Raw genomic sequence first — 23,943 nt, forward strand, 5'->3', positions numbered from 1 at the left:
TGCGTTTTGGCAAGTTTCTGGAAACCCATCCAACACACAGACAAGGAAAGGAGGACCGAGCATGCGTGTGGAACAGATTTCGGTCTTTTTGGAGAACAAGGCGGGACGTCTGGCGGAAGTGACCCGGATCCTTTCGGAGGCCGGGGTGAACATCCGGGCCCTGTCTCTCGCCGATACGTCCGACTTCGGTATCCTGCGCCTGATCGTCAACGACAACGAAAAGGCCAAGCAGGCCCTCAAGGAGGGCGGTTTCACCGTGGGTAAGACCGACGTGGTGGCGGTGGAAGTGCAAGACCGGCCGGGCGGCCTGCATCGGATCCTGGATATCCTGCGCAAGGCGGGGATCAACGTGGAATACATGTACGCCTTTGTGCAGCAAAGCGGAGACAATGCGGTGATCATCTTCCGCTTCGACAACCTGGACGAGGCGGTTCGGGTGCTCACCGAAAACGGCGTGACGGTCATCAACGGGAGCAAGGTCTACACCATGTAACCGGTTCGGGCCGGAGACCGCCGCAGGGGCGGACGCCGGCCCTTCATTGGTTCACTCAGAACGGAAGGAGGTTGTGCCATGAAGCGTGCAAGCACGAAGGCGATCTGTTGGATGGCGGCCCTGGTGGTGGGGCTGGGGTTGTGGTGGAACGCCCCGGCGGTCTTTGCCGCCCAGGCCTACAAGATCGGCGGGATCTTTGCCGTGACCGGCCGCGCCTCCTTCCTGGGGGATCCGGAAAAGAAGAGCCTGGAGATGGCCGTGGATGAGATCAACGCCCGGGGCGGCATCGACGGACACCCGGTGGAGGCGGTGATCTACGACACGGAAGGAGACCCCACCAAGACGGTGCTGGCCGTCAACAAACTCATCAGCAAGGACAAGGTGCTGGCCATCATCGGTCCCAGCCGCACGCCCACCACGCTGGCGGTGGTGCCCATCGTGGAGCGGCTGCAGGTTCCGCTCATCAGCTGCGCGGCGGGAATCCAGATCGTGGAGCCGGTCAAGCCCTATGTGTTCAAGACGGCTCAAAGCGACGTGCTGGCTGTGGCCGCCATCTACCGGCACATGGAAAAGCAAGGGATCAAGAAGGTGGGAATCCTGGCGGTCACTAACGCCTTCGGGGTGAGCGGCCGGGATCAGCTGCTCAAGCAGGCCGACGAGCACGGGATCCAGGTGGTGAGTGAACAGGCCTTCGGGGCTTCCGATACGGACATGACGGCCCAGCTCACCAAGATCCGCAAGGAAGAGCCCGACGCGATCATCTGTTGGGGCACCAACCCGGGACCGGCCGTGGTGGCCAAGAACATGCGCCAACTGGGCATGACCATCCCGCTCTACCAGAGCCACGGCGTGGCCTCGCCCAAGTTCATCGAGCTGGCGGGTGAGGCGGCCGAAGGGGTGCGCCTTCCCACCGGTAAGATCCTGGTGGCGGATCTGCTGCCCGAAAGCGATCCCCAAAAGCCCGTGCTGCTGCGCTACATCGCGGACTTCAACAAGCGCTACGGAGGCGGGGTTTCCGGATTCGGAGGCTATGCCTACGACGCCATGCATCTTCTGGCCAAGGCCATGGAAGGAACGGGCGGCGACAAGGCCAAGATCCGGGACAACCTGGAAAAGATCTCCGGCCATGTGGGCATCAGTGGCACCTTCACCTTCTCCGACAAGGACCACAACGGCCTGGGCCAAGACGCCTTCGTGATGGTGGAGATCCGAAACGGCACCTGGAAGCTTCTAAAATAGCGGACGGGCCATGAGCGAAATCGTCCAATACCTCATGAGCGGACTCACCGCCGGGGCGATCTATGCCGTGATCGCCCTGGGCTACACCCTGCTCTACAACGCCACGGAACTGGTGAACTTCGCCCAGGGCGAGTTCGTCATGCTGGGATCCCTGGGGCTCTTCACCTTCCTGTCCGTCCTGGGCTGGCCTCTGTGGGCGGCCTTTCCCGCCGTGACGCTGGTGGTGGGGCTGCTGGGTGTGGTGCTGGAGCGCTTGGCCATCCGGCCGGTCAAAAAACCTGAGCCCATCACGCTCATCATCATCACGGTGGGGGCGAGTATCTTCCTGCGCGGTCTGGCCATGCTCTTGTGGGGAAAGGATCCCCACAGCGTGCCCGGGTTCGCTGCGGCGGCTCCCATCCGAGTGCTGGGCGCCGCCATCATGCCCCAGAGCCTGTGGATTCTGGCCGTGGTGGGGCTGCTCATGGGCGGCCTTCACCTTTTCAGCAAGCACACCCTCACGGGCAAGGCCATGGAGGCCTGCGCCATCCACCGCAGCGGGGCCTGGATCCTGGGGATTCCCAGCGACCGCATGGCGCAGCTGGCCTTTGCCATGAGCGCCGCGCTGGGCGGTATCGGCGGGATCATCATCTCACCCATCACCATGGCCGGCTACGACATGGGAACCATGTTGGGCCTCAAGGGCTTTTGCGCCGCCATGCTGGGCGGGTTGGGAAGTCACTGGGGAGCCGTCGTGGGTGGACTGCTTCTGGGCGTGCTGGAGTCCCTGGGGGTGGGCTTCTTCTCATCCGGGATCAAGGACGCCATCGCCTTCCTGCTCCTGCTGGCCATCCTCATGGCTCGCCCTTCGGGGCTCCTGGGGCCAAAGGCGGTGACACGCTTTTGACGCAGTCATCACCCACCGCGTGTTACGGCGCTGCGGGTAAGAAAGAGTCGAGCCAGACAGAGGGAGGATCTGTGACCGGAAAAAGGAGGCTTTGGGCCACCACGGCCTTTGCCGGTGCCATCGCCGTGGCATCCATGGCCGTTTCCAACGCCTATCACCAGCAGCTGCTCACCGTCATCGGGATCCACACCCTGCTGGCCCTGGGCCTCAACATGCTCATGGGCTATGCGGGGCAGATCTCCCTGGGCCATGCGGCCTTCTACGGCCTGGGGGCCTACGGAACCGGCATCCTCACCACCCACTACGGCTGGTCGCCCTGGGCGGCCTTTCCCCTGGTGCTCGTGGCGGCCGGCGCGGTCGCTTACGTGATCGGCCGTCCCACCCTGAAGCTGTCGGGCTACTACCTGGCCATGGGCACTCTGGGTCTGGGCATCATCGGCCATGTGATCTTCCGGGAGTGGGATTCCATGACCGGCGGGGCGTCCGGTATGGTGGGAATCCCGCCGCTGCAGGTGGGTGGCACGGTGTTGAGCCTGGGGCGAAGCGGTATGATCCTGGTGTGGGTCGTGGTGCTGATGGCCTTCTTTTTCTGCGACCGTCTGGTGGACTCGCGCATCGGCCGGGCGCTTAGGGCCCTGGGCGACAGCCAGGGAGCGGCCGCGGCCTGCGGCGTGGATACGGGCCGACTGAAGGCCGTGATCTTTTCGTTCAGCGCGGTCCTGACCGCCCTGGCCGGCTTTCTCTACGCGCACCTGGTGGGGTTCATCAGTCCCAGCTCCTTCGACTTTCTCATGTCCATCCGCATGGTGACCATGGTGGTCATCGGCGGTATGGCGAGCATCTACGGATCGCTCTTCGGAGCCTCCGTGATCACCCTGCTGCCCGAATGGCTCCACGTCTTTTCGGACTACGAAATGATGGTCTACGGCCTGGTGCTCATGCTGGTCATGATCTTTCTGCCCCAGGGCCTCACCCGGGGCGTGCTGGACGCGCTGGAAGGTGTCAAGAGTGAGTCGTAAGGCGCAAGGGGCCGAAGCAGGGCGACGCACGCGTCGTGAACCACGACGTACGGATCACGGATCGCGCATGGCGGACCGAACGATTCTTCACATTGACGGAGTCTCCAAGGCCTTCGGCGGCGTGCAGGCCCTCTACCGGGTGGGGTTTCGCGTGGCCAAGGGGCATATCCAGGCGGTGATCGGTCCCAACGGAGCGGGAAAGACCACGCTTTTCAACGTGATCACGGGGGCCACCTGCCCGGACGAAGGCCGGATCGTTCTGGAAGGAATGGAAATCCAGGGGCGGCCCATGCACGAGCTGGTGGCCCGAGGGATCGCGCGCACCTTCCAGAACGTGGAGCTCTTCGCCAGCCTGACGGTCTTGGAAAATGTGCTGGTGGGCCGGCATGTGCGCACCCGCTGCGGCCTGGTGGGGGCCATGGTGCGCTGGCCGTGGGTGGAGCGCGAGGAACGGGGGGCCCGGGACGCCGCCATGGAACTTCTTGGCTTTGTGGGCCTGGAAGAGGTCGCCCACAAGATGAGCGGCGATCTTCCTTTCGGCTGGCAGCGCCTGGTGGAGATCGCCCGGGCGCTGGCCTCGGATCCGCGCCTGCTCCTTTTGGACGAGCCGGCGGCGGGCCTCAACGCCGTGGAAACGGCAGCCTTGGCCGATCTCATCCAAAAGATCCGATCCCGCGGCATCACTGTGGTGCTGGTGGAACACGACATGAATCTCACCATGGACATCTCCGACCGGATCGTGGTGCTGGACCGGGGGCGGAAGCTGGCCGAAGGCACGCCCCGGGAGATCCAGGCGGACGAGGCGGTGATGGAGGCCTATTTGGGGAGGAAGGGGTGAGGAAGTGAGCGCCCATGCTCGGGTGTTCTGGAACCTTGTGCCTTGGGGCGTTTCCCTTTCCCCTGGAACCTGTTTGATTTGACGGACGGATCCATGCTCACGATTCGCAATCTGCGGGGCGGCTATGGGCGCATCGAGGTGCTGCATGGGGTGAGCCTTTCGGTGCGCCGGGGCGAGGTGGTGGCCCTGGTGGGGGCCAACGGCGCGGGCAAAAGCACGCTGCTCAAGGCCGTGAGCGGCCTGCTGCCGCAATGGACGGGGGAGGTTCTCTTCGACGGCCGTCCCCTTCAGGGGAAAAAACCGCCGGAGATCGTGGCGCTGGGCGTGGGGTTGGTGCCCGAAGGGCGATGGATCTTTCCGCCCATGAGCGTGGTGGACAACCTGCGCTTGGGGGCCTACCTGCGTCTGCGCCGCGGCGATCATAAGGGCGTGGAAGAAGAACTTGAAAGGGTGTACGAACTCTTTCCCATTTTGGCGGAACGGCGCCGTCAGCCCGCGGGGATCCTGTCCGGGGGAGAGCAGCAGATGTTGGCCATGGGCCGGGCCCTCATGACGCGGCCCCGGATGCTCCTTCTGGATGAGCCCACCACGGGGCTGGCGCCGCTTCTGGTGGAAAAGATCTTCCAGATCATCGCCAGGCTTCGAGACGAAAGCCTGACGTTCTTGCTGGTGGAACAAAACGCCCAGGGCGCCCTGGCGCTGGCCGACCGCGGTTACGTCCTGGAGACGGGCCGCATGGTGCTCCAGGGGCGGGCCCGGGAGCTGTTGGAAGACCAGGAAGTGAAGCGCGCCTACCTGGGCCGGGATTACAAGGAATTCGTGGAAGGGAGGGTCTGAGGATGGTGGGTGCCGGCAACGGCGAGTATCTGGATCCGGCGGATCGGCGGCAGATGCAGCTGGAACAGGTGCAGGTGTCGTGCAACCGTGCTTTCAAGAATGTGCCCTTTTATCGCAACCGGTTCCTGGAAGCCGGGGTGTCGCCCCAGGACATCACGAGCCCGGAGGACCTGGCCAAACTGCCCTTCACCGAACGGCGCCACTTCAGTGAGCACTATCCCTACGGGCTCTTCGCCGTGCCGCTCCGGGACATCGTGCGGATCCACACGGCGCCGGGAACGGCGGGAAATCCCACCGTGAGCGGCTACACGGTGCGCGACCTGCGGCTCTGGCGCCAATTGGTGGCCCGGGCGCTTACGGCCGCCGGGGTCGGGGCGGACGACATCGTGCAGATCGTGCTCCATCCCGGCTTGGCCAACTGGGGCCGGGATTACAAGGACGGGGCGGAGGCCATCGAGGCGAGTGTCATACCGTTGAACGCTTTGCATCTGGCCAAGCAGATCATGGTGTTGCGCGACTACAAGAGCTCGGTGCTCATCACCACGCCCGGTTCCGCGGCCCAGATGGAAGAGGCGCTTTTCAGCGCCGGGATCAACCCCACGCAGCTGGCCCTGAAGACCCTGGTGCTGGTGGGCGAGCCGGTGGATCAAGCCCAGCGCCGCTTCCTGGAAGATCGGCTCCACGTGACCACCTGGATTCATTACGGGCTGAGCGAGATCCCGGGGCCGGCCGTGGCCTTTGAGTGCCCAGAACACAGGGGGCTGCACCTGGCGGAAGACCACTTCCTGGCGGAGGTGCTGGACCCCGCCTCCCGGCAGCCCGTGCAGGCCGGGGATCCCGGTGAGCTGGTCCTGACCAGCCTCACCACCCAGGCCTTCCCGCTCATCCGTTTCCGCACCGGAGATCGGGTGCGGGTGGTGCCCGATCCGTGCCCGTGCGGCAGGACCTTGACCCGGCTGGAATGGCTCCCCGGAAGAATGGACGATCTGATGGTGCTCCAGGGAGTGAAGATCGATAAGGACCAGGTGGTCTTGCGCGTTCGGCAAACCCTGGGCACTGAAGCCGCCGTCCTTCGGGTCGGGTTGGAAGAAAGGGGGAGTTACAAGGGCCTGGAGGTCCGGCTGGGCGTGGATGAGCGGCTCTTTTCCGACGAGATCAAGGAGCTGGAACGGATCGTACGAAGGCTCGCCTTCGAGCTCCGCCAGGAATTCGGCGTGCCCGCCGAGGTGCGCCTGCTGGAGGCGTCGGGTATGCGGGACGAGGCGTGAAGGGCGGTTCGGTGTCTTCCGAGTCGCTGCAGTCAAAGAGAACGGAGGAGCCCATATGGATATTCTGGTTGTGGGAGCCGGGGCCATCGGCGGCTACTACGGCGGGCGGTTGGCTCAGGGCGGTGCGCGCGTTTCGGTGGTGGCTCGAAGCGACTATGAGGCGGTGGTCCAAGACGGTATCGCGGTGGAAAGCCCGGCGGGGGATTTCGTCTTTCGGCCGCACCGGGTGTTCCGATCGGCTTCGGAAGTAGGGGCGCCGGTGGACGTGGTCCTGGTGGGCCTCAAGGTGCTTCCCCAGATTCCCGTGGTGGATCTCATCCGGCCGGCGGTGGGGCCGTCCACGGCCATCCTGCTCATTCAAAACGGGGTGGGCATCGAGCGGCCCGTGGCGGAGGCCTTTCCCCACAACGAAATCATCAGTGCCCTGGCCTTCATCTGTGTGAGTCGGTCCGGCCCGGGCCGTGTCTGCCACCAGGACTACGGCCGCATCGTGATCGGGCGCTATCCCCAAGGAACGTCCAGGACGGCCGAAGCCCTGGCGGATCTTTTGCAAAAGGCGGGCGTGCCCTGCCAGGTGAGCACCGATGTGGTCACGGACCGCTGGCAAAAGCTGGTGTGGAACGCCCCCTTCAACCCCATCTCGGTCCTTTCCGGCGGGGCCAGCACCCGGGAGATGCTGGAAAGCGAGGAGATGACCCGGCTGGTCCGTGCGGTCATGGAAGAGGTGTGCGCGGTGGCGTCGGCGGCGGGGCGGGCGCTTGCGGACGACGTGGTGGATCGCATGATCGCCGATACCCGCAAGATGACGCCCTACAAGACCAGCATGCTGCTGGACTACGAGGCGGGCCGGCCCATGGAGGTGGAGGCCATCCTGGGAAACGCCGTGCGCATGGCCCGGGACCTGGCCGTGCCCGTTCCCCACATGGAAACACTCTACGCGTTGCTCGGCGCCCTGGAGCAGCGCAATCCCCCCCGGGCTTCCCGTTCCTGACCCAGGCGCTTCTGGGCCGCGGGGCCCAAGCCCCGGGACGACGGTAGCGGAGCAGACCTGGGATGGGAACGGGGCGGCTCGTTTCTTCCGCGCGGAGGAAAACCCCGCCCACAAAAAAACCCCCGGTTTCGGGGGTTTTTTTGTTCGTGTGGCGGAAGTGCATGGGAATCGAACCCACCTGGGACGCCCCTCAGCGCCCCACACCGGATTTGAAGTCCGGGAGCCCCACCAGTGAGCTTGGCACTTCCACCGCCCCTTTTACACAAAGCATCCGGTCTTGGCAAGGGGCCGATGGCCTTTGCGGTCCTTTTGGGCCGGAACGTCCGTTTTCGGACGAACTCCTACCGGTGCCCCTTCTTTTTCTTAGGGGGCGTGACGCGGATGAGCTCATAGGCGCGGCGGCCCAGGCCCACCGTTTCCGCGTAGTCCAGCTGATGTTCCCAGTCGATCTTCGGGTAGACGGCCCGGAACTTGTCCTGGGGCGCGGGATCCCGATCGCTGAGCTGGGAGTGGGGGAGCACCGGCTGGGCGTTCACCAGGTCCACGGAGGCCTGGTCGATGGCCACCGGGTCGGCCGAAGCCAGGATCCCCACGTCGCCCACGATGGGAGCGTCCGCCGACGGGTGGCAGTCGCAGGCGGGTGAGATCTGGGTGAGGACATTGATGAAAAAGGACCGCTCTTCTTTGCCGTGAAGGGCCCCGGCGGTGTATTCCACCATGCGCTCCAGAAAGCGGGGGATGTCCTTGTCCCAGTTGATGTCGATGGCCCCTTCCGGGCAGGCGTGGATGCAGGAAGCGCAGCCCACGCACTTTTCCGGGTCGATCCGGGCCACCTTCTTGACCGAATCCTTGGGGCGGGCCATGGAAGCGTCCCGATCCACCAGGGCGATGGCGTGGTGGGCGCACTGCTTGACGCATGAGCCGCAGGCCACGCATTTCTTGGGCTTGATCTTGGGTTCCACCCCCGAGTGCTGTTGAAGCTTGCCGCGGCGCGAGGCACCGCCCATGCCCACGTTCTTGATGGCCCCACCGAACCCGGCCGCTTCGTGCAGCTTGAAATGGGCCACGGAGACCAGGGCGTCCGCTCGGGCGATGGCCGACCCGATATAGGTCTCTTCGCAGTGACGGCGACAAACCGGAACTCCCACCTCATCCCGGCCGTTCAGGCCGTCGGCGATCACGATGGGGGCTCCTGTCACTTCCAGGCCGAAGCCGTGCCGGAGGGCCGTGAGGGTGTGGTCCACGGCGTTTCCTCGGGCGCCCACGTAGAGGGTGCTGGCGTCGGTGAGGAAGGGCTTGCCGCCGGCCGCCTTCACGGCGTCCACCACGGGGCGCACCAGGATGGGCCGCACGAAGGCGGTGTTTCCCCGCTCGCCGAAGTGGATCTTGACCGCCGTGAGTCCTCCCCGGGGGATGCGTTTGGCCAGGCCCGCCTCCTGGAGGAGCAGGCCGATCTTATCCAGCAGGTTGCATTCGTCGTTGGCACGAAGATCGATGAAATAGACGGCGCTTCGAGACATGGGTGTTCTTCTCCTTTCCTCTCTACCACGAAAGCAGCACGGCCAGGATGCCGGTGAGAAAGACCCCGTCGAAGGTGCCCGCTCCACCGATGGACGCCACCGGGGCATGGAGTTCCTTGATCCGGTCCAGGTTGAGGATGTCGGCTCCGATGAGGGTCCCCAGGGTGCCGGCCACGTAGGCCGTGGGCGGCGCCCAGTGGGGATTGATCACCAAAGCCACCAGAGCGGCCACCAGGGGCGGGATGAACATGGGCGTGGCGATGCCCAGGCCCGGCACGGGCCGGGCGATGCGATGGACCACGTAGGTGACCACGGCCACGGCCAGAAGCATCCGCACGGGATGGGGGGCGTGGGCCAGGAGATAAAGGGAGATGCAGGTGGGGATCACGGCACCTCCCACATTGACGGCGATCACCATCTCCCGCGGACGGCGCCATCGGGGCACTCGGTAGCGCAGGCCGAAAAAGGAGACCATCTCCAGCACTTCGGGCTCCTCCTGGAGCTGGACGCGTTTCACGGGGATGTTCACCATGCTTCCCACGATGCACAAAAAGAGCAGACTGAAAAGCTGGTCGGGAGGAATTCCCAACTTGGCGAAGGCCACGGCGAAGAGGCCGAACTTGACCAGCCCGAAAAGGAAAAAAAGGAGGAAGCCGAAAAGGAAGACGAAAAGGATGAGAAACGGTGGGAAAAACATGGTTTCCTCCCTGTTCGTGAGATGGTGCAATCTACCCGTGCCCCATTTCCCGCAGCGCAGCCTTCCAGGGCTGTGCGACGAAAAAAGCGCTCGTCCCTCAAATAGGGGCGACCCTTCGAGGGTCGCCCCACGAGCGCAAAGCCGGTTCACTCGCCGGCCGGCAGGACGCATGGTCCCGGCCGTCTCCAGCCGGCCCGGTCCGCACGGAAAGGAACCCACTTGTTCGTGTGGGGAGAGCCCCCTTGGTCTTCGCACCTCACCCCATGACCCGGCGCACGTCCGGGTCCACAGTGTCCGCGAAGGCCCGGAAGTTTTCCCGAAAGAGCCCCTTGAGATGCTCCGCCTGCCGGCGGTAGGCCTCCGGGTCCCGCCAGGTCTGTTGGGGGCGGAGGATCTTTTCGGGCACGTCCGGACAGGCGGTGGGGATGTGCAGGCCGAAGTGAGGTTCCCGCTCCATGGGGACCTCGTCCAGGACGCCGTTCAGTGCCGCGTGCACCATGGCGCGGGTGTGGCGGATGTGGATGCGCTGTCCCACCCCGTAGCCACCGCCGGACCAGCCCGTGTTGATGAGCCAGCAGCGGGCCTGGTGCTTTTGCATGCGTTCTCCCAGCATACGGGCGTAGACGGCGGGCGGCAGGGCCATGAAGGGCGCTCCGAAGCAGGTGCTGAAGGTGGCCTGGGGTTCGGTGATCCCGGCCTCGGTCCCCGCCACCTTGGCCGTGTAGCCGGAAAGGAAGTGGTACATGGCCTCCTGGGGGCTCAGCCGGGAGATGGGCGGCAGCACTCCGAAGGCGTCGCAGGTGAGCATGACGATGTCCCGGGGATGGGGGGCCGTGCCCGTACGGGAGGCGTTTTCGATGAAGTGGATCGGATAGGCGGCCCGGGTGTTTTCCGTCAGGGAATCGTCGTCCAGGTCCACCAGGCGGGTGCGGGCGTCGATGGCCACGTTCTCCAGCACCGTGCCGAACCGGCGGGTGCAGGCGTAGATCTGGGGTTCGGCTTCCGGCGAAAGGCGGATTACCTTGGCATAGCAGCCGCCTTCGAAGTTGAAGATCCCGTGGTCGCTCCAGCCGTGTTCGTCGTCTCCCACCAGAATGCGTTCCGGATCCGCGGAAAGGCTCGTCTTTCCCGTCCCGGACAGGCCGAAGAAGATGGCGACCTGTCCGTCGGGTCCCACGTTGGCCGAGCAGTGCATGGGAAAGACGCCCCGCTGGGGCAGGAGGTAGTTCATCACGGTAAAGATGGATTTTTTGATCTCGCCGCCGTAGCCCGTCCCGCCGATGAGGACGAGCTTTTTTCCGAAGTGGATCAGGACGACGGCTTCCGATCGGGTGTGGTCACCGGCCGGGTCGGCTCGGAAGCGGGGAGCGGCGATCACGGTGTATTCCGGTTCAAAGGCGGCGTATTCGTCCGGGCTTTGCATCCGAATGAACATGTTGCGGGCGAAGAGGCTCTGCCAGGCCATTTCGGTGACGACCCGGATGGGAACCCGATAGGCGGGGTCGGCTCCGGCGTAGCAGTCCTGGACGTAGATCTCCCGGCCCTGCAGGTAGGCCAGCAGGCGGGCGTGGATCCGGTCGAAGTCGGCTGGCTCGAAGGGGCGGTTCACCTCGCCCCACCAGATCTTGTCCTCGCTGGACGGCTCACGGACCAGGAACTTGTCGTTGGGGGCCCGGCCGGTGAAGCTGCCCGTTCTCACCACCAGGGGGCCGCGGTGGGCCAGCAGGCCTTCCTGCCGGCGGATGGCCTGTTCATAGATCTGGGGGGTCGAAGGGTTGTGGAAGATGCGGGTGTAGTTGACGATGCCCTGTTGTTCCACGGGAACCTTGGGGCTGTTGTTGATTGTTTCGCATGTTTCCACGGTGCTGTCCTCCATCGGTGTCTCTGTGAACTCCTTGTTATGGTCCGTTGTGGATTGTTACCTGGTGTGCCTTCCTAATCCGGATCGGGAAACAAATCTTGTACCGCATCCAGCAGGGTCGTGTAAACGGGCACACGGGCGGCCTCGGCCCGGCTGAGCACCTCGGGGCTTCCGGTACCGTTTCTGTGCAGCAGCACAGGCCGGCACCCGGCGTTTCGAGCCGCCTCCAGGTCCGATTCCTTGTCGCCCACGAAGCAGGTCTTTGAAAGATCCATGGGGTAGAGACGGGCGGCGGCCCGGAGCATGCCGGGAGCCGGTTTGCGGCAGGAACAGCCCTCGTCCGGCCGGTGCGGGCAGAAGAAGGCGGCGGCCAGGTGGGCGCCGCTTCGGCGGATTTGGGCCGCTATGTTTTGATGAAGGTGGAAAAAGGCGTCGTAGGTCATGATGCCGCGGTTCAGGGCCGACTGGTTGCTCACGAGGACCACGTCCACCCGGCGCCGGGAAAGGAAACGCAGGGCCTCCAGGGCGTCCGGATAGAAGTGGAATTCATCCCAGCTCTTGATGTAGTGCGGGCTGTCTCGATTCAGCACCCCGTCCCGGTCCAGGAAGACGAACCGGGATCCGGTCGGTTCCACACGGTGGATCCAGGCGATCATGGGCGGCTCCGTTCCCTTAGGGGAGATGGCCTTCCAGGTGCATCTCTCGCCTTGACAGCGCGTGGGGTTGCGGAAAAAATCAGCAGGCGCGGCCGTGCGAGCGCATTTCAAACGATGTGGTTTCTATCTGGTAACAGGAAAAGGCGGGCATGGCAACTTCCATCCAAAAATTGGCCGAGACCCTGGAATACCGGTTTCGGAACCCGTCGCTGCTTCGACAGGCCCTGGTGCACCGGTCCTTTGCCCACGAAAACCCGCAGGCCGTTTCGGGCGACAATGAACGACTGGAATTCCTGGGCGATGCGGTCTTGAGCGTCACCATGGCACACCTGCTGGTGGAACGGTTCCCGGATCTGAACGAGGGGGATCTGTCCCGGCTGCGGGCATCTCTGGTCAACGAGCGGCGTCTTGCCCAGGTGGGGCGGGCCATGGGCCTGGGCGACCTGCTTCGTTTGGGAAAGGGCGAAGAACAGTCGGGCGGGCGCCGCAAGCCGTCACTCATCGCCGACGCGGTGGAGGCGGTGCTGGGGGCGCTCTATCTGGACGGCGGCCTGGAGGCGGCTTTCCGCGTGGTGCGAAAGTTCCTGGGGCCCTTTCTGGAAGAGGAGGCGGAGGCCAGCGATCCCCTCCGTAAACTGGATAAAGACTTCAAGACGCGGCTGCAGGAAATCACCCAGGCGCGCTTTCGCAGGGCGCCGGCCTACGCCGTGGAGGGCGAGGAAGGCCCGGACCACGACAAGATCTTTCACGTGGCGGTCACCCTGGACGAGCAGGTTCTGGCCCGCGGATCGGGAAGGAGCAAGAAGGCGGCCGAACAAGATGCGGCCCGTAAGGCCCTGGATGCGCTGGAAGATTCTTAAGAGAGCCCGGTGGGACGGGACCGACGTCTGCCCTCGGCCGGTGCTTCGTGGCCGGTAAGACCATGGAAGCAGGGGATGGATGGCCGTTGCGGGAAATGAACAGGCAGGGCGGCGTTAAGCGGCCGGTTGGGCCTTCAGTTTTGCCACGTCCCGTTCCAATGCGCCCAGGCGCTTTTCCAGCTTTTCGTGTTCGTCCCGACGCACAATCGCTTCGTAAAGTCGGTCCATGCGGCTGTTGATTTTATCCACGCGCAGGGTCAGTTCCTGCCGCAATTTATCGAGGCGCTGGATCAGGTCAACACGCAAAGCATCAGTGCGATTGTTGGCCTGATCAATGCGCTGGATCAGGTCATTACGCACTTCTTCGATGCGAGCGTTGGTCTGATCGATGCGAGCGTTGGTTTGATCGATACGCTGGATCAAGTCATCACGCAAAGCATCGGTGCGGCTGTTGGACTCATCGATGCGCAGGATGAGTTCCTGTCGCAGTGCGTCGATGCGCTGGATCAGGTCAACACGCAAATCGTCAGTGCGATTGTTGGCCTGATCAATGCGCTGGATCAGGTCATCGCGCAGTTCTTCAATGCGAGCGTTGGTCTGATCGATGCGAGCGTTGATCTGATCGATACGCTGGTTGGTCTCATCGATCCGTCGGCTCTGGTCCACCAGGTGCGCGTTCATGTCGTCCAGGCGCTTATGAACGGCTTCCAGATGAACCTTCGTCTCCGCCTGGTCTTTGCGGATCTGATCCAACTCCGGAACGATGAGTTCCTGGATCGCCGCCCGTATGGCATCTCTGATTTCCATCTTGTTTCCCCTTGGTTGCGCGCCTGTGCGCCATTCGCTGGGCGAGGCCACGTCCGTCCGGCAAGGCTCTGGCATTCAACCGGGTGCACCGTACTATAAAATAGGTTAACATGGCGCTTCTGACAAATCCAGAAGCAGGCCTCGCGGAAGATGGCGGCTGGAACTTGACCGAAGCTGACACTGGGATGGGGTGGCATGATGACCCTTGCACGAATCACGAAGGGGCGGTGTGCGGCGGAGGAACCCCTGTGAAAAGGCCCCTCATCTACCCCGTCTTCCTGCCCCAGCAGGGGTGTCCCCACCGGTGCGTCTATTGCAACCAACACGCAGTGACGGGCCTTCCGGAAAGGGACCCTTGGCAGGCTGTGCGGGACGCCCTGAGGTGGGTGGCCCGTCACGGCCGGAAGGCCCTGGAAAGCCATCGGCCGGGCGAGATCGCCTTCTACGGCGGCACCTTCACGGCCCTGGAGGACGAATCCTTGCGGGTTCTTCTCGGGGAAGCCGGGATGTGGACGAAACGGGGGGCCTTCACGGGCATCCGCTTTTCCACCCGGCCCGATGCGCTGGGGGACACGGTCCTTTCCGTGCTTTCGGACTATCCGGTCCGGACCGTGGAAATCGGGGCCCAGAGCCTGGACGACGCCGTGCTGGAAGCCTCCGGGCGCGGCCACGACGGGGCGTGCGTTTCGGATGCCTGCCGGCGGGTTCGAAGCAGGCATTGGCGGTTGGGGCTGCAGCTCATGGTGGGCCTTCCGGAAGAGACGGAAGCCAGGTGGCGGGAAAGCGTGCTGCGCGCCGTGGATCTTGGGCCCCACTTCGTTCGGATCTATCCCGCGCTGGTTCTATTCGGCACGGCCCTTGCCAAGTGGTATCGCCGGGGTCGGTACCGCCCGCTCGGATTGGAAGAAGCCGTAGAGCGCTGCGCTTGGGCCGCAGACCAATTGGACGCCGCGGGCATTCCCATCGCCCGCATGGGCCTTCACCCGGACCCGGCCCTGGACGCGCCGGGCGCCGTCCTGGCCGGACCCCGCCACCCGGCCTTCGGCTACCTGGTGCGCTCCCGCCAGTGGCGCCGCCGCGTGGATGCTGCTCTGGTGCGATGGGGCGCGTCACCAGGGAGACCACCGGGGGAGATTCCAATCGGCTGGTCCCATAACCAACCGAGGGAGCTTTTGAAACGGGCCTGTCTGATCGTGAAAGCTCCCTTACGGCGTATGAGCGAAGTGATCGGTCCCGGCCGATCCAATGTGATCTATTGGAAAGATCGCTGGGGATTTTCAGATGTTCGGGCGGAATGCGGCAGGGATTTGGAGGTGGTTGTTCGCAAGTTGGACAAGTGCGAGCGGAAAGCCCGAAAGGGGCCGGTAGGCAGGAAAGTGGTTGAGCCGTTAACGACCGACCCTTGCATTCCACGGGATGTTGATCCCGAAACTCTAAATTCCAATCTCCCCCAGTGCTGATGTACGGTTGGTGAATTGGGACGACCTCGGTTTTGATATTGAAATGAAAGGTTGAGTGCATATAGATGACCATTGAAGGATCGGACATGAAGGATGCCATCCGTTCGGGCTTTATTGCGCTTCTGGGGGCGCCCAACGTGGGAAAGTCCACGCTCATGAACCAGGTGCTCCAGGAAAAGATCTCCATCACCTGCCCCAAGCCCCAGACCACTCGAAACCGGATCCTGGGCATTTTCAACCGGCCGGATTGTCAGATGATCTTCGTGGACACGCCGGGGATCCACCGGGCCCGGGATACCTTCAATAAAATCCTGGTGGAAACCGCCCTGAGCGCCCTGAAGGAAGTGGACGTGGCGGTCTTTCTGGTGGACGTGACGGCGCGAAGTACGGATCTGGACCGGTTCGTGTTGGAGTGCATGGAATCTGTTCCCACTCCGGTGGTGCTGGCCCTGAACAAGGTGGATCTGCTCAAAGACAAAAAGGCGCTTTTACCGATCCTGGAACGCTACCGCACCATGCGCGACTTCGCCGCCGTGATTCCGCTTTCCGCCTTGACGGGGGACGGGGTGGATGACCTGGTGGCGGAACTGGTGAAACTGCTTCCCCAGGGGCCGCGCTACTATCCGGAAGATTACCTCACCGATCAGCCGGAACGGTTTTTTGCTGCGGAGATCATCCGCGAAAAGGTTTTTCACCTGACAGAACAGGAAGTGCCCTATGCCGTGGCGGTCACCATCGAGCGGTTCCGGGAAGAACCGGAGCGGAACCTGGTCCGGATCGAGGCCACCATCCACGTGGAGCGCGATTCCCAAAAAGGGATCGTGATCGGCAAAGGCGCAAGGATGCTTCAAGAGATCGGCCGTCAGGCCCGCCAAGACCTGGAGCGGTTCCTGGGCTGTCGGGTGTACCTGGGGCTCTTCGTGCGGGTGCAGAAAAACTGGCGGCGCGACCGGCGGGTGCTGGGCGAATTCGGCTACCGCATGCCCAAATGAGCGTGATTTTCTAAAGGTCTTTGGAGGAAGGCCCTTCTCCTCGGTTGGGGTTCTAAAGGAGGTGGAAGCTTCTGAGGATGGCCGCCAGGTCCTCGTTCTTGGCGGCGTATTGGCGAAGGGCCAGGATCACGTCCCGAAGGCGGCCTTCCCGCTCCAGGTCTTCCTTGGTTTCTTTCTTGGCCTGGGTAATGATGGTTCGCCGGTCCCAGTAGGCGAAGCCGATGACCGCGACCACCAGGGAGGTGAAGATGCCCGCCAGGATGTAAAGGAAGTCCATGAGCTGATCAAAGCGCTTGTCGATCTGCGCAAAAACCTTTGCCTGCTCTTCAAAGCGCTTGTCGATTTCAAGCATGCGGGTGCGCAGTTCAATGAGCAGGTCGCGGTCCCGGCGGGTGAAGCCCGCCTCTTCCGCCCAGGCGGCCCCCGGCGTTGTCCAGAGCCCCCACACGATCGCTGCCGCTAAAAGAAAGGCGGGAATCTGTCTTGCTTTCATACCCATCCCCTCTGCTCGATTCTTCCATTTGTCTATCACAGGGGATCGGGCAGGGCAAGGTGGGCCGGGGGAATCACCGCCCGTTCAAAAGACGGTCCACGGGCAGATAGACGGCTCCCATGCGCCGGGCGATCTCGTAGCTGCATCCCATGGCCATGGGATCCATTTCCGTGTCCACGAACAGGGCCTGGATGCCATGGCGGCGGACTTCGCGAGCGTAATGGAACGTTTCATCCACCGGATCCGCTCCGAAGCAGCTCACGTTGGGCCGCCCGTCGGAAAAGAGGAGCAGGACGGGAACCGTTTCCGGATTCTTTCGCATCTCCTGGCGAAGCAACCGAAGGCCAAGATCCAGGCCCGAGGCCAGGGGCGTGCGCCCGCCCACGGGCAGTGCGTCCACGGCCGCCGCCGCGTCCCGGATGTTGTGGGTGAGCGGAAGGAGCACCTGGGCCCCCGTGTGCCGAAAGGCAACGATCCCCAGCTTGTCCCGCCTCAGGTAGAGGTCCTGCAGGAGCGCGTCGATCACCCCCTTGGTCACGGCCATGCGGTCGTTGGTGCGCATGCTGGCGCTGGAGTCCACGACCATCACCAGGGAAAGGCCGGTCTTTCGGGACCGTTTGCGAAGGCGCAGGTCGTGGGGCAACAGGATGGGCCGCTCGTGGGGCCCACCATTTCGCCGATGGGGCTGGCAGGGGGCCGCCGCCCGCAGGGTTGCCATGAGCGACAGATCCGAAAGATCGTCTTGGGGCCGGGGATGGCGGCTGCCGTGGATGGTCCCGGACTTGCGGGCCAACGGCAAAAGGAAGCGGCGCCCGGGGTGGGTTCCCGGGAGAATGCGGTGCCACGGCACCGTGACGACGAGACTTCGGGCCGTGGGACAAAGATGGGTCGCGCATTCCGTGGGGGCCTTGTAGGTTCGGACCTTGGACGAATGCTTGGGGGCGTTCTGGTGAACGGGGACCCATTCCCGGGCCTCCCCCGCCGCCGCGGACGTTTCCGCCTGCAAAAGCTCCTTCAGCTTTCCCTCGTCCAGTTCCGCCTTTTCCAGCGGGGTCTTCTTTACGCGGTGCGCGAGCACCAGCCGGGCGGCCAGGTGCAGGTCGTCGGCCGTGACAGCGTCCCGGCCTTCCAGGGCCGCGTTGGCCCGGGCCGCCTTCATCATGGCGATGTCCGCCCGGTGTCCGTCGGTTCCCATGGCCACGGCGATCCGGGATGCCCGCTGGAGCAGTTCTTCCGTGAAGGCCGTGGAATGGAGCCGGGACCGGGCGGAGGCGATCCGCCGGGCCAGTTCCCGGTCCGCTTCGGCCCAGCGGGCGCGAAACCCTTCCGGGTCCGCTTCGAATTCCAAGCGCCTCTTCACGATCTCCACGCGCTCTTCCACGGACTCGATCCCCTGAATGGTGACCGAAAGCCCGAACCGGTCCAGGAGCTGGGGCCTCAGGTCCCCTTCTTCCGGGTTCATGGTCCCCACCAGGACAAACCGGCTGGCGTGACTGAAGCTGATCCCTTCGCGCTCCACCACGTTGCGGCCCGATGCGGCGGCGTCCAGGAAGAGGTCCACGATCTGGTCGTTGAGAAGGTTCACTTCGTCCACGTAGAGGATGCCCCGGTGGGCCTCGGCCAGCAGTCCGGGCTCGAAGGCCTTGGTACCGGTCTTGAGCGCCTTTTCGATGTCGATGGTTCCCAGGAGGCGGTCTTCGGTGGTGCCGATGGGTAGATTCACCAGGGGCACCTTGCGTTCCACCACGGGAAGGGGTCCACCGGAGGCGGCCCGCCGGCGGCACGACGGGCACCAATCATCGGGTGCGTCGGGATCGCAACGAAACGGACAGTTTTCCACCACCCGGATCAGGGGCAGAAGATCCGCCAGGGCACGCACTCCCGTGGATTTGGCCGTTCCCCGTTCGCCCTTGATGAGGACTCCGCCCAGGGTGGGGTCCACCACGTTCAAAAGCAGGGCCCGCTTCATGAGGTCCTGGCCCACCAGGGCCGAGAAGGGAAAGGTCTGTTCCGCTGCGTGGTTGGAGGTTCGGATCATGGTTGCGTTGTCCACTCCGCGTCCATTTTTCAACCGTTGAACGATGCGCCGAGGCGGCGGCCTCCGGTCCTTGCGCCGCCTTGGCTTCGGAGTCAAGGCCGCCCGCACAAGGGCCCGGAACCGGAAGGGGATCCGGATCCTGCGGCGCATGCGGAAAGCCGGGCGGAGACGGCTTTCCGGCGATGCGGGCGCCCCTTCCCGCAGTGTGCGGAAAAGCGCCGCCCGTATCCTTACGGTTCTTTCCGTTCGCACAATTCCACCAGGACGCCGTGGGTGGACTTGGGGTGCAGGAAGGCGATGCGGGCGCCCCCGGCCCCTTGGCGCGGGGTCTGGTCGATGAGTTGGACCCCCTGGGCCTTCAATTCCTCCAGGGCCGCGTCCAGATCGTCCACCCGAAAGGCGATATGATGCACTCCTTGGCCCTTTTTTTCAATGAACTTGGCTACGGGACCGTCGGGGTCCGTGGCTTCCAGGAGTTCCACTTCCGTGTCCCCCACGGGGAAGAAGGCGGTGGTGACCTTTTGTTCCGCCACGGTTTCCCGGCCGTGGTCGGCCAGACCCAGAAGGTCGTGGTAGAGTTTCTGGGCTTCGTCGATGGATTTGACCGCGATGCCGATGTGGTCCACTTTGAGCACCTTCATGGGAATCCTCCTTAAACGGTTGGGTTGGGGTGTGGAAGGGTGCGTTCCCTGTGGGTTTGATTCGGTCTTGAACAAACGCCAACATCGCCGCCCAGGTACAACGAGCGCAGGGACCGGCGCACCTTCGTGGCGGTGCCGATCATCTGGGGCGTGATGCGGTTGACTTCCACGTAAGAGCCCGTCGCTCAGGTGGGGCCAAGCGGTCCTTGGGGCCGGGGCGGGACTGTTGCGCCGCGCCCCCAGCCTTTCCGGTCGCTTCGGTTAAAATCACTCCCTCATCCAGCGCGCCACCACGTGCTGCATGGCCCGATAGGGACTTTCGCGCCTTTGCACGATGGCTTCCACCAGGGCGTCCAGTTCCCCGTTGGCCGTGAGACGATCCCGGATGCGCCGGTAGAGCTCGCCGTGGATCAACTGGAGCGTCTCTTCGCGGGCGCGGCGCCGCCGTTTTTCTTCCAGCGCGCCGGATTCTTCCAGGAACTTCCGGTGCGCCTCCACCGCCTCCACCAGGTCGCCGATGCCCTCGTCGTCCACGGCCACGGTCCTCATCACCGGCGGCGTCCAGGCCCGCTCCCGGATGCTGGCGTCCTGTTCCACCCGGGTGGTCACTTCCGCGTAGAGCTGGTCCGCACCGGGGCGGTCCGCCTTGTTGATCACGAACACGTCGGCGATTTCCATGACCCCGGCCTTCATGCTCTGGATGGTATCGCCCAGGCCCGGAACCAGCACCAGACACGTGGTGTCCGCCAGGCGGATGACGTCCACCTCGTCCTGGCCCACCCCCACGGTTTCGATGAGGATCACGTCCTTTCCCAGCGCATCCAGGACCTTCACCACTTCCCCCGTGGCCTTGGCCAGGCCCCCCAGGAAGCCCCGGGTGGCCATGCTGCGCATGAAGACCCCCGGATCCATGGTCAGGCGGCTCATGCGCACCCGGTCTCCCAGCACCGCTCCGCCCGTGAAGGGGCTGCTGGGGTCCACGGCCACGATCCCCACGGTGAGGCCCTTCTTCCTGAGCGCGAAAGTGACCTTGTCCGTAAGGGTGCTCTTGCCCGCTCCGGGAGACCCCGTGATGCCCATCACGTAGGCGCGGCCCGTGTGGGCATAGAGCCGCTCCATGTGTTCCAGGGCGCGCGGGTCCTCATCTTCCAGCCAGCTGATAAGGCGGGCCGCCGCCCGGACCGATCCTTCCAGCACTTCCTTGGCGTAGTCTCGCATGGATCTTCCGCTAATCGCGCGTTCGAACGTTGTTCTTGATGAATGCCACGATCTCCGCCGTGGGCGTTCCCGGCCCAAAGATCTCCGCCACCCCGGCCTTCTTCAGTTCCGGGATGTCCTCCTTGGGGATGATGCCGCCGCCCACCACCAGCACGTCGTCCAGGCCCTTTTCCCGCAGCAGCTCCACCACCCGGGGAAAGAAGTACATGTGTACCCCGGAAAGGCTCGAAAGGCCTACCACGTCCGCGTCTTCCTGCAGGGCCGTTTCCACGATCATCTCCGGGGTCTGCCGAAGCCCCGTGTAGACCACCTCCATGCCCGCCTCGGCGAAGATCCGGGCCAGCAGTTTGGCGCCTCGGTCGTGGCCGTCCAGGCCGGGTTTCGCCACGATGATCTTGATCTTCCTGTCTTCCGTCATGGCTGTCGCTCCTCCGATCTATTGGCGCGAAACGGCACCGCGCTTCGCCAATCGCAAGCTCCTGGGGCGCGGCGCGTTGCAGAAGCGCCCCACGAGCCGTTTCTCTTCGATCTCCACGTCTGGGCGCTGGGATGTCTTTACACGAACTCCTTGGGCCGGTATTCCCCGAAGACGTCCCGCCACACGTCGCAGATTTCGCCGATGGTGGCCCGGGCTTTTACCGCGTCGATCACGGCGGGCATGACGTTTTCGTCCGAAAGGGACACCTCCCGGAGCTTGTCCAGAGCCGCCTTCCAGCGGGTCTGGTCCCGTTCGGCGCGGAGCTTTTTGAGCTTGGCCGCTTCGATTTCCCCCACCTTCATGTCCACCTTGAGCAGGTTGGTGGGTTCGGGCTCTTCCATGGTGTACTTGTTGATCCCCACGTAGACCCGTTCTCCCGATTCGATCTCCTTCTGGAAGCGATAGGCGCTGTCCTGGATCTCCTTTTGGATGTAGCCCTGCTCGATGGCGGCCAGGGTGCCTCCCATGGCGTCGATCTTTTGGATGTATTCCTCGATCTCCGCTTCGATCTTGTCCGTCATGGCTTCCACGAAGTAGGAGCCCGCCAAAGGATCGATGGTGTCGGTGGCGCCGCTTTCTTCCGCCACGATCTGCTGGGTGCGCAGGGCCACGGTCACCGCTTCCTGGGTGGGCAGGCACAGGGCTTCGTCGAAGGAGTTGGTGTGGAGCGACTGGCAGCCGCCCAGGGCCGCCGCGTAGGCCTGGAGGGCCACCCGGACGATGTTGTTCAGGGGCTGCTGGGCCGTGAGGGTCACGCCGCCCGTCTGCACGTGGTAGCGCATCATCATGGACCGCGGATTGGATGCCCCGAACCGCTCTTTCAGGATCCGTGCCCAGACCCGGCGGCCCGCCCGGAACTTGGCCACTTCCTCCAGCACGTTGGTGAAGGCGTTGAAGAAGAAGCTCAGCCGGGGCGCGAAGCTGTCCACGGCCAGACCGCGGTCCACGCAGGCCTTCACGTAGGCGATGCCGTTGGCGATGGTGAAGGCCATCTCTTGGGCCGCCGTGGAGCCGGCTTCCCGAATGTGGTAGCCGCTGATGGAAATGGTGTTCCAGCGCGGGACGTTCTTGAAGCAGTAGTCGATGAGGTCCACCGTCAGGCGCATGCTGGGCTTGGGCGGGAAGATGTATTGGCCGCGGCAGATGATTTCCTTGAGGATATCGTTTTGGACCGTGCCACCCACCTTGTCGAAGGAAACGCCCTGTTCCTCGGCGATGGCCAGATACATGGCCAGAAGCACCGTGGCCGGGGCGTTGATGGTCATGGACGTGGTCACCTTGTCCAGGGGGATGCCGTCGAAGAGGATCTTCATGTCGTCCAGGCTGTCGATGGCCACTCCCACTTTGCCCACCTCGCCCATGGACAGGGGATGGTCGCTGTCGTAGCCGGCCTGGGTGGGAAGATCGAAGGCCACGCTGAGACCCGTTTGGCCCTGTTCCAGAAGGTAGCGGTAGCGGGCGTTGCTTTCCCGGGCGTTGCCGAAGCCCGCGTACTGGCGCATGGTCCAGAAACGGCCGCGGTACATGGTGGGCTGAACTCCCCGTGTGAAGGGATACTGGCCCGGGTAACCCAGATCCTTTTCGTAGTCGAGATCGGCCGTGTCCAGCGGCGTGTAGAGGCGCTCCACGGGCATGCCGGAAATGCTGGTAAAGACCGGCTTGCGCTCCGGGAATCGACTCAAGGCCTTTCCGAGCGTTGTCTTTTCCCAATTTTCCTTTCCGGTTCGAATGCGTTCCAGTTCCTTGTCATCGTACATGGTGTCCCTCCTCACTCTGTCCTATGGCCCAGGGAAACGCCCGGAACCGCCCGGCCGGGGCGGTGGTACGCGCCGGCGCAGCGAGCGGGCCCGAGCGATGAAATCTTGACAAATGCAACGGATGGGGATAGGGGCGAAGGTCCCCGGAAAGGGCGTGCAGTGGAATGTGTGGAAAAGTAGTGGGCTGGCACGTCGATCGTTCCGTCTGCTGGTAGGGTGGAAAAGGAAACAGCGCCTCTGCCGGATGCGTCGTCAACAGCGTGGAGCGGGTGCCTTCGAGTCGTGGTCGTGCCGGATAGGTTCGGATAGGGTGCGGTCTTGCCGCAACGGACTGAACCTTTACGCTTATAGCAGTGATGACGGACGGGATCAAGCGTGGAAAGGTGGGACAAAGGGAGCGGTGGATCTTTTCCCCGGCATTCCAGCGCTTTTCCATGTGCTATGTGTGAATTCATGACTTCATGGAAGGAGACAACATGGCGAACATCCAGGAAATGATCGAAGCCGTAAAGGCCAAGGTGGACCCGGCGGCCGTGGGCATGTTGGCCTGCCACAACGGTGTCGTGCGGGCCACCAGCCGGGACGGCAAGCCGGCCCGAGCCCTGGACATCGACTGCGACCGGAAGGCCTGGGAGCGGGTGCTTCGAGACATGCGGGCCCGGCCGGGCATTGCGGCCGTGGAGGCCCACCTCTGCACGGGCCACCGCCAAGTGGGCGACGACGTGCTGTTGGTGGTGGTGGCCGGTGATATCCGGGAAAACGTCTTTCCCGTGCTGGAAGAGACGGTCAACCGTCTCAAGGCGGAAGCGGTCAAGAAAAAGGAGTGGCTGGCGGATTGAACGCCAGCGAAAAGATCGTAACGGGATCGGGGGCGGAATGATTTCGTGCGGGAAT

General features: G+C 63.9%; 23 protein-coding genes and 1 tRNA gene. 12 read left to right on the plus strand and 12 right to left on the minus strand.

The window, feature by feature from the left end:
- Positions 1 to 61 precede the first annotated feature (61 nt).
- The 8 genes from B9A12_RS01545 (at position 62) to B9A12_RS01580 (ending at position 7,571) form a co-directional block, all read left to right on the plus strand.
- Positions 62 to 493 (plus strand): ACT domain-containing protein, encoded by a 432-nt coding sequence (locus B9A12_RS01545; protein WP_084055778.1) that lies wholly within the window; start codon positions 62 to 64, stop codon positions 491 to 493.
- 78 nt (positions 494 to 571) lie between these two features.
- Positions 572 to 1,732 (plus strand): ABC transporter substrate-binding protein, encoded by a 1,161-nt coding sequence (locus B9A12_RS01550; protein ID WP_084055779.1) that lies wholly within the window; start codon positions 572 to 574, stop codon positions 1,730 to 1,732.
- Positions 1,733 to 1,742: 10 nt separating this feature from the next.
- Positions 1,743 to 2,618 carry a branched-chain amino acid ABC transporter permease gene (locus B9A12_RS01555; RefSeq protein ID WP_084055780.1) on the plus strand — a complete coding sequence of 292 codons (876 nt, stop codon included), beginning with the start codon at positions 1,743 to 1,745 and terminating at the stop codon, positions 2,616 to 2,618.
- A gap of 71 nt (positions 2,619 to 2,689) precedes the next feature.
- Positions 2,690 to 3,637, plus strand: coding sequence for a branched-chain amino acid ABC transporter permease (locus B9A12_RS01560; protein ID WP_245802312.1), 948 nt, complete (start codon positions 2,690 to 2,692; stop codon positions 3,635 to 3,637).
- A 67-nt stretch (positions 3,638 to 3,704) separates the two neighbouring features.
- Entirely contained in the window at positions 3,705 to 4,475 is a 771-nt protein-coding gene (locus B9A12_RS01565; protein ID WP_139796434.1) for an ABC transporter ATP-binding protein, read from the plus strand.
- Positions 4,476 to 4,568: 93 nt separating this feature from the next.
- Positions 4,569 to 5,312, plus strand: coding sequence for an ABC transporter ATP-binding protein (locus tag B9A12_RS01570; protein ID WP_084055968.1), 744 nt, complete (start codon positions 4,569 to 4,571; stop codon positions 5,310 to 5,312).
- Between the two features lie 2 nt (positions 5,313 to 5,314).
- Positions 5,315 to 6,580, plus strand: coding sequence for a phenylacetate--CoA ligase family protein (locus B9A12_RS01575; protein ID WP_084055781.1), 1,266 nt, complete (start codon positions 5,315 to 5,317; stop codon positions 6,578 to 6,580).
- 55 nt (positions 6,581 to 6,635) lie between these two features.
- Positions 6,636 to 7,571: a ketopantoate reductase family protein gene (locus B9A12_RS01580; RefSeq protein ID WP_084055782.1), complete on the plus strand. Its 936-nt coding sequence runs from the start codon at positions 6,636 to 6,638 to the stop codon at positions 7,569 to 7,571.
- 149 nt (positions 7,572 to 7,720) lie between these two features.
- Here B9A12_RS01580 and B9A12_RS01585 read toward each other — a convergent pair.
- From B9A12_RS01585 to B9A12_RS01605, 5 genes are all read right to left on the minus strand, one after another.
- A tRNA-Sec gene (locus tag B9A12_RS01585) sits at positions 7,721 to 7,819 on the minus strand.
- 93 nt (positions 7,820 to 7,912) lie between these two features.
- Positions 7,913 to 9,091, minus strand: a complete 1,179-nt coding sequence (locus tag B9A12_RS01590; protein WP_084055783.1) for a DUF362 domain-containing protein — start codon at positions 9,089 to 9,091, stop codon at positions 7,913 to 7,915.
- A gap of 22 nt (positions 9,092 to 9,113) precedes the next feature.
- Entirely contained in the window at positions 9,114 to 9,788 is a 675-nt protein-coding gene (locus tag B9A12_RS01595; protein WP_084055784.1) for a DUF1614 domain-containing protein, read from the minus strand.
- Between the two features lie 256 nt (positions 9,789 to 10,044).
- Entirely contained in the window at positions 10,045 to 11,664 is a 1,620-nt protein-coding gene (gene pckA, locus B9A12_RS01600) for a phosphoenolpyruvate carboxykinase (ATP) (protein ID WP_084055785.1), read from the minus strand.
- A gap of 59 nt (positions 11,665 to 11,723) precedes the next feature.
- Entirely contained in the window at positions 11,724 to 12,305 is a 582-nt protein-coding gene (locus B9A12_RS01605) for a D-glycero-alpha-D-manno-heptose-1,7-bisphosphate 7-phosphatase (RefSeq protein ID WP_084055786.1), read from the minus strand.
- Positions 12,306 to 12,454: 149 nt separating this feature from the next.
- Here B9A12_RS01605 and rnc point away from each other — a divergent pair, with 149 nt between their 5' ends.
- Positions 12,455 to 13,165 (plus strand): ribonuclease III, encoded by a 711-nt coding sequence (gene rnc, locus B9A12_RS01610; protein ID WP_084055787.1) that lies wholly within the window; start codon positions 12,455 to 12,457, stop codon positions 13,163 to 13,165.
- A gap of 114 nt (positions 13,166 to 13,279) precedes the next feature.
- On the opposite strand, the gene B9A12_RS01615 is transcribed toward rnc, so the two are convergent.
- Entirely contained in the window at positions 13,280 to 13,972 is a 693-nt protein-coding gene (locus tag B9A12_RS01615; RefSeq protein ID WP_084055788.1) for a hypothetical protein, read from the minus strand.
- Between the two features lie 248 nt (positions 13,973 to 14,220).
- Between B9A12_RS01615 and B9A12_RS01620 the strand changes: the two genes are divergently transcribed.
- Together B9A12_RS01620 and era are read left to right on the plus strand one after the other, a co-directional pair.
- The gene (locus B9A12_RS01620; RefSeq protein ID WP_170920261.1) at positions 14,221 to 15,432 is read left to right on the plus strand and encodes an elongator complex protein 3; all 1,212 of its coding nucleotides are present in this window, start codon (positions 14,221 to 14,223) and stop codon (positions 15,430 to 15,432) included.
- An 86-nt stretch (positions 15,433 to 15,518) separates the two neighbouring features.
- On the plus strand, positions 15,519 to 16,424 hold the full coding sequence (era, locus tag B9A12_RS01625) for a GTPase Era (RefSeq protein WP_084055790.1): 906 nt from the start codon (positions 15,519 to 15,521) through the stop codon (positions 16,422 to 16,424).
- Positions 16,425 to 16,476: 52 nt separating this feature from the next.
- Here era and B9A12_RS01630 read toward each other — a convergent pair whose 3' ends face one another.
- The 6 genes from B9A12_RS01630 to B9A12_RS01655 all read right to left on the minus strand — a co-directional run bounded on the left by B9A12_RS01630 (position 16,477) and on the right by B9A12_RS01655 (position 23,049).
- Entirely contained in the window at positions 16,477 to 16,917 is a 441-nt protein-coding gene (locus B9A12_RS01630; RefSeq protein WP_084055791.1) for a hypothetical protein, read from the minus strand.
- Positions 16,918 to 16,990: 73 nt separating this feature from the next.
- The gene (locus B9A12_RS01635; protein WP_170920262.1) at positions 16,991 to 18,955 is read right to left on the minus strand and encodes a VWA domain-containing protein; all 1,965 of its coding nucleotides are present in this window, start codon (positions 18,953 to 18,955) and stop codon (positions 16,991 to 16,993) included.
- Between the two features lie 230 nt (positions 18,956 to 19,185).
- On the minus strand, positions 19,186 to 19,596 hold the full coding sequence (gene mce / locus B9A12_RS01640) for a methylmalonyl-CoA epimerase (RefSeq protein ID WP_084055793.1): 411 nt from the start codon (positions 19,594 to 19,596) through the stop codon (positions 19,186 to 19,188).
- A gap of 267 nt (positions 19,597 to 19,863) precedes the next feature.
- Complete coding sequence (meaB, locus tag B9A12_RS01645) at positions 19,864 to 20,814, minus strand: methylmalonyl Co-A mutase-associated GTPase MeaB (RefSeq protein ID WP_084055794.1); 951 nt, start codon at positions 20,812 to 20,814, stop codon at positions 19,864 to 19,866.
- A 10-nt stretch (positions 20,815 to 20,824) separates the two neighbouring features.
- Complete coding sequence (locus tag B9A12_RS01650) at positions 20,825 to 21,232, minus strand: cobalamin B12-binding domain-containing protein (protein ID WP_084055795.1); 408 nt, start codon at positions 21,230 to 21,232, stop codon at positions 20,825 to 20,827.
- Between the two features lie 137 nt (positions 21,233 to 21,369).
- On the minus strand, positions 21,370 to 23,049 hold the full coding sequence (locus B9A12_RS01655) for an acyl-CoA mutase large subunit family protein (protein WP_084055796.1): 1,680 nt from the start codon (positions 23,047 to 23,049) through the stop codon (positions 21,370 to 21,372).
- A gap of 476 nt (positions 23,050 to 23,525) precedes the next feature.
- Here B9A12_RS01655 and B9A12_RS01660 point away from each other — a divergent pair, with 476 nt between their 5' ends.
- On the plus strand, positions 23,526 to 23,888 hold the full coding sequence (locus B9A12_RS01660; RefSeq protein ID WP_084055797.1) for a molybdenum cofactor biosynthesis protein MoaE: 363 nt from the start codon (positions 23,526 to 23,528) through the stop codon (positions 23,886 to 23,888).
- Positions 23,889 to 23,943 lie beyond the last annotated feature (55 nt).

The sequence above is a fragment of the Desulfacinum hydrothermale DSM 13146 genome, assembly GCF_900176285.1.
Classification (GTDB): Bacteria; Desulfobacterota; Syntrophobacteria; order Syntrophobacterales; family DSM-9756; genus Desulfacinum; species Desulfacinum hydrothermale.

What these genes read in the sequence shown, in the direction of transcription:
- B9A12_RS01545 (WP_084055778.1), top strand. Translation starts at nt 62, where the DNA reads ATGCGTGTGGAACAGATTTCGGTCTTTTTGGAGAACAAGGCGGGACGT.
- B9A12_RS01550 (WP_084055779.1), top strand. Translation starts at nt 572, where the DNA reads ATGAAGCGTGCAAGCACGAAGGCGATCTGTTGGATGGCGGCCCTGGTG.
- B9A12_RS01555 (WP_084055780.1), top strand. Translation starts at nt 1,743, where the DNA reads ATGAGCGAAATCGTCCAATACCTCATGAGCGGACTCACCGCCGGGGCG.
- B9A12_RS01565 (WP_139796434.1), top strand. Translation starts at nt 3,705, where the DNA reads ATGGCGGACCGAACGATTCTTCACATTGACGGAGTCTCCAAGGCCTTC.
- B9A12_RS01570 (WP_084055968.1), top strand. Translation starts at nt 4,569, where the DNA reads ATGCTCACGATTCGCAATCTGCGGGGCGGCTATGGGCGCATCGAGGTG.
- B9A12_RS01575 (WP_084055781.1), top strand. Translation starts at nt 5,315, where the DNA reads ATGGTGGGTGCCGGCAACGGCGAGTATCTGGATCCGGCGGATCGGCGG.
- B9A12_RS01580 (WP_084055782.1), top strand. Translation starts at nt 6,636, where the DNA reads ATGGATATTCTGGTTGTGGGAGCCGGGGCCATCGGCGGCTACTACGGC.
- B9A12_RS01590 (WP_084055783.1), bottom strand. Translation starts at nt 9,091, where the DNA reads ATGTCTCGAAGCGCCGTCTATTTCATCGATCTTCGTGCCAACGACGAA.
- B9A12_RS01595 (WP_084055784.1), bottom strand. Translation starts at nt 9,788, where the DNA reads ATGTTTTTCCCACCGTTTCTCATCCTTTTCGTCTTCCTTTTCGGCTTC.
- pckA (WP_084055785.1), bottom strand. Translation starts at nt 11,664, where the DNA reads ATGGAGGACAGCACCGTGGAAACATGCGAAACAATCAACAACAGCCCC.
- B9A12_RS01605 (WP_084055786.1), bottom strand. Translation starts at nt 12,305, where the DNA reads ATGATCGCCTGGATCCACCGTGTGGAACCGACCGGATCCCGGTTCGTC.
- rnc (WP_084055787.1), top strand. Translation starts at nt 12,455, where the DNA reads ATGGCAACTTCCATCCAAAAATTGGCCGAGACCCTGGAATACCGGTTT.
- B9A12_RS01615 (WP_084055788.1), bottom strand. Translation starts at nt 13,972, where the DNA reads ATGGAAATCAGAGATGCCATACGGGCGGCGATCCAGGAACTCATCGTT.
- era (WP_084055790.1), top strand. Translation starts at nt 15,519, where the DNA reads ATGAAGGATGCCATCCGTTCGGGCTTTATTGCGCTTCTGGGGGCGCCC.
- B9A12_RS01630 (WP_084055791.1), bottom strand. Translation starts at nt 16,917, where the DNA reads ATGAAAGCAAGACAGATTCCCGCCTTTCTTTTAGCGGCAGCGATCGTG.
- B9A12_RS01635 (WP_170920262.1), bottom strand. Translation starts at nt 18,955, where the DNA reads ATGATCCGAACCTCCAACCACGCAGCGGAACAGACCTTTCCCTTCTCG.
- mce (WP_084055793.1), bottom strand. Translation starts at nt 19,596, where the DNA reads ATGAAGGTGCTCAAAGTGGACCACATCGGCATCGCGGTCAAATCCATC.
- meaB (WP_084055794.1), bottom strand. Translation starts at nt 20,814, where the DNA reads ATGCGAGACTACGCCAAGGAAGTGCTGGAAGGATCGGTCCGGGCGGCG.
- B9A12_RS01650 (WP_084055795.1), bottom strand. Translation starts at nt 21,232, where the DNA reads ATGACGGAAGACAGGAAGATCAAGATCATCGTGGCGAAACCCGGCCTG.
- B9A12_RS01655 (WP_084055796.1), bottom strand. Translation starts at nt 23,049, where the DNA reads ATGTACGATGACAAGGAACTGGAACGCATTCGAACCGGAAAGGAAAAT.
- B9A12_RS01660 (WP_084055797.1), top strand. Translation starts at nt 23,526, where the DNA reads ATGGCGAACATCCAGGAAATGATCGAAGCCGTAAAGGCCAAGGTGGAC.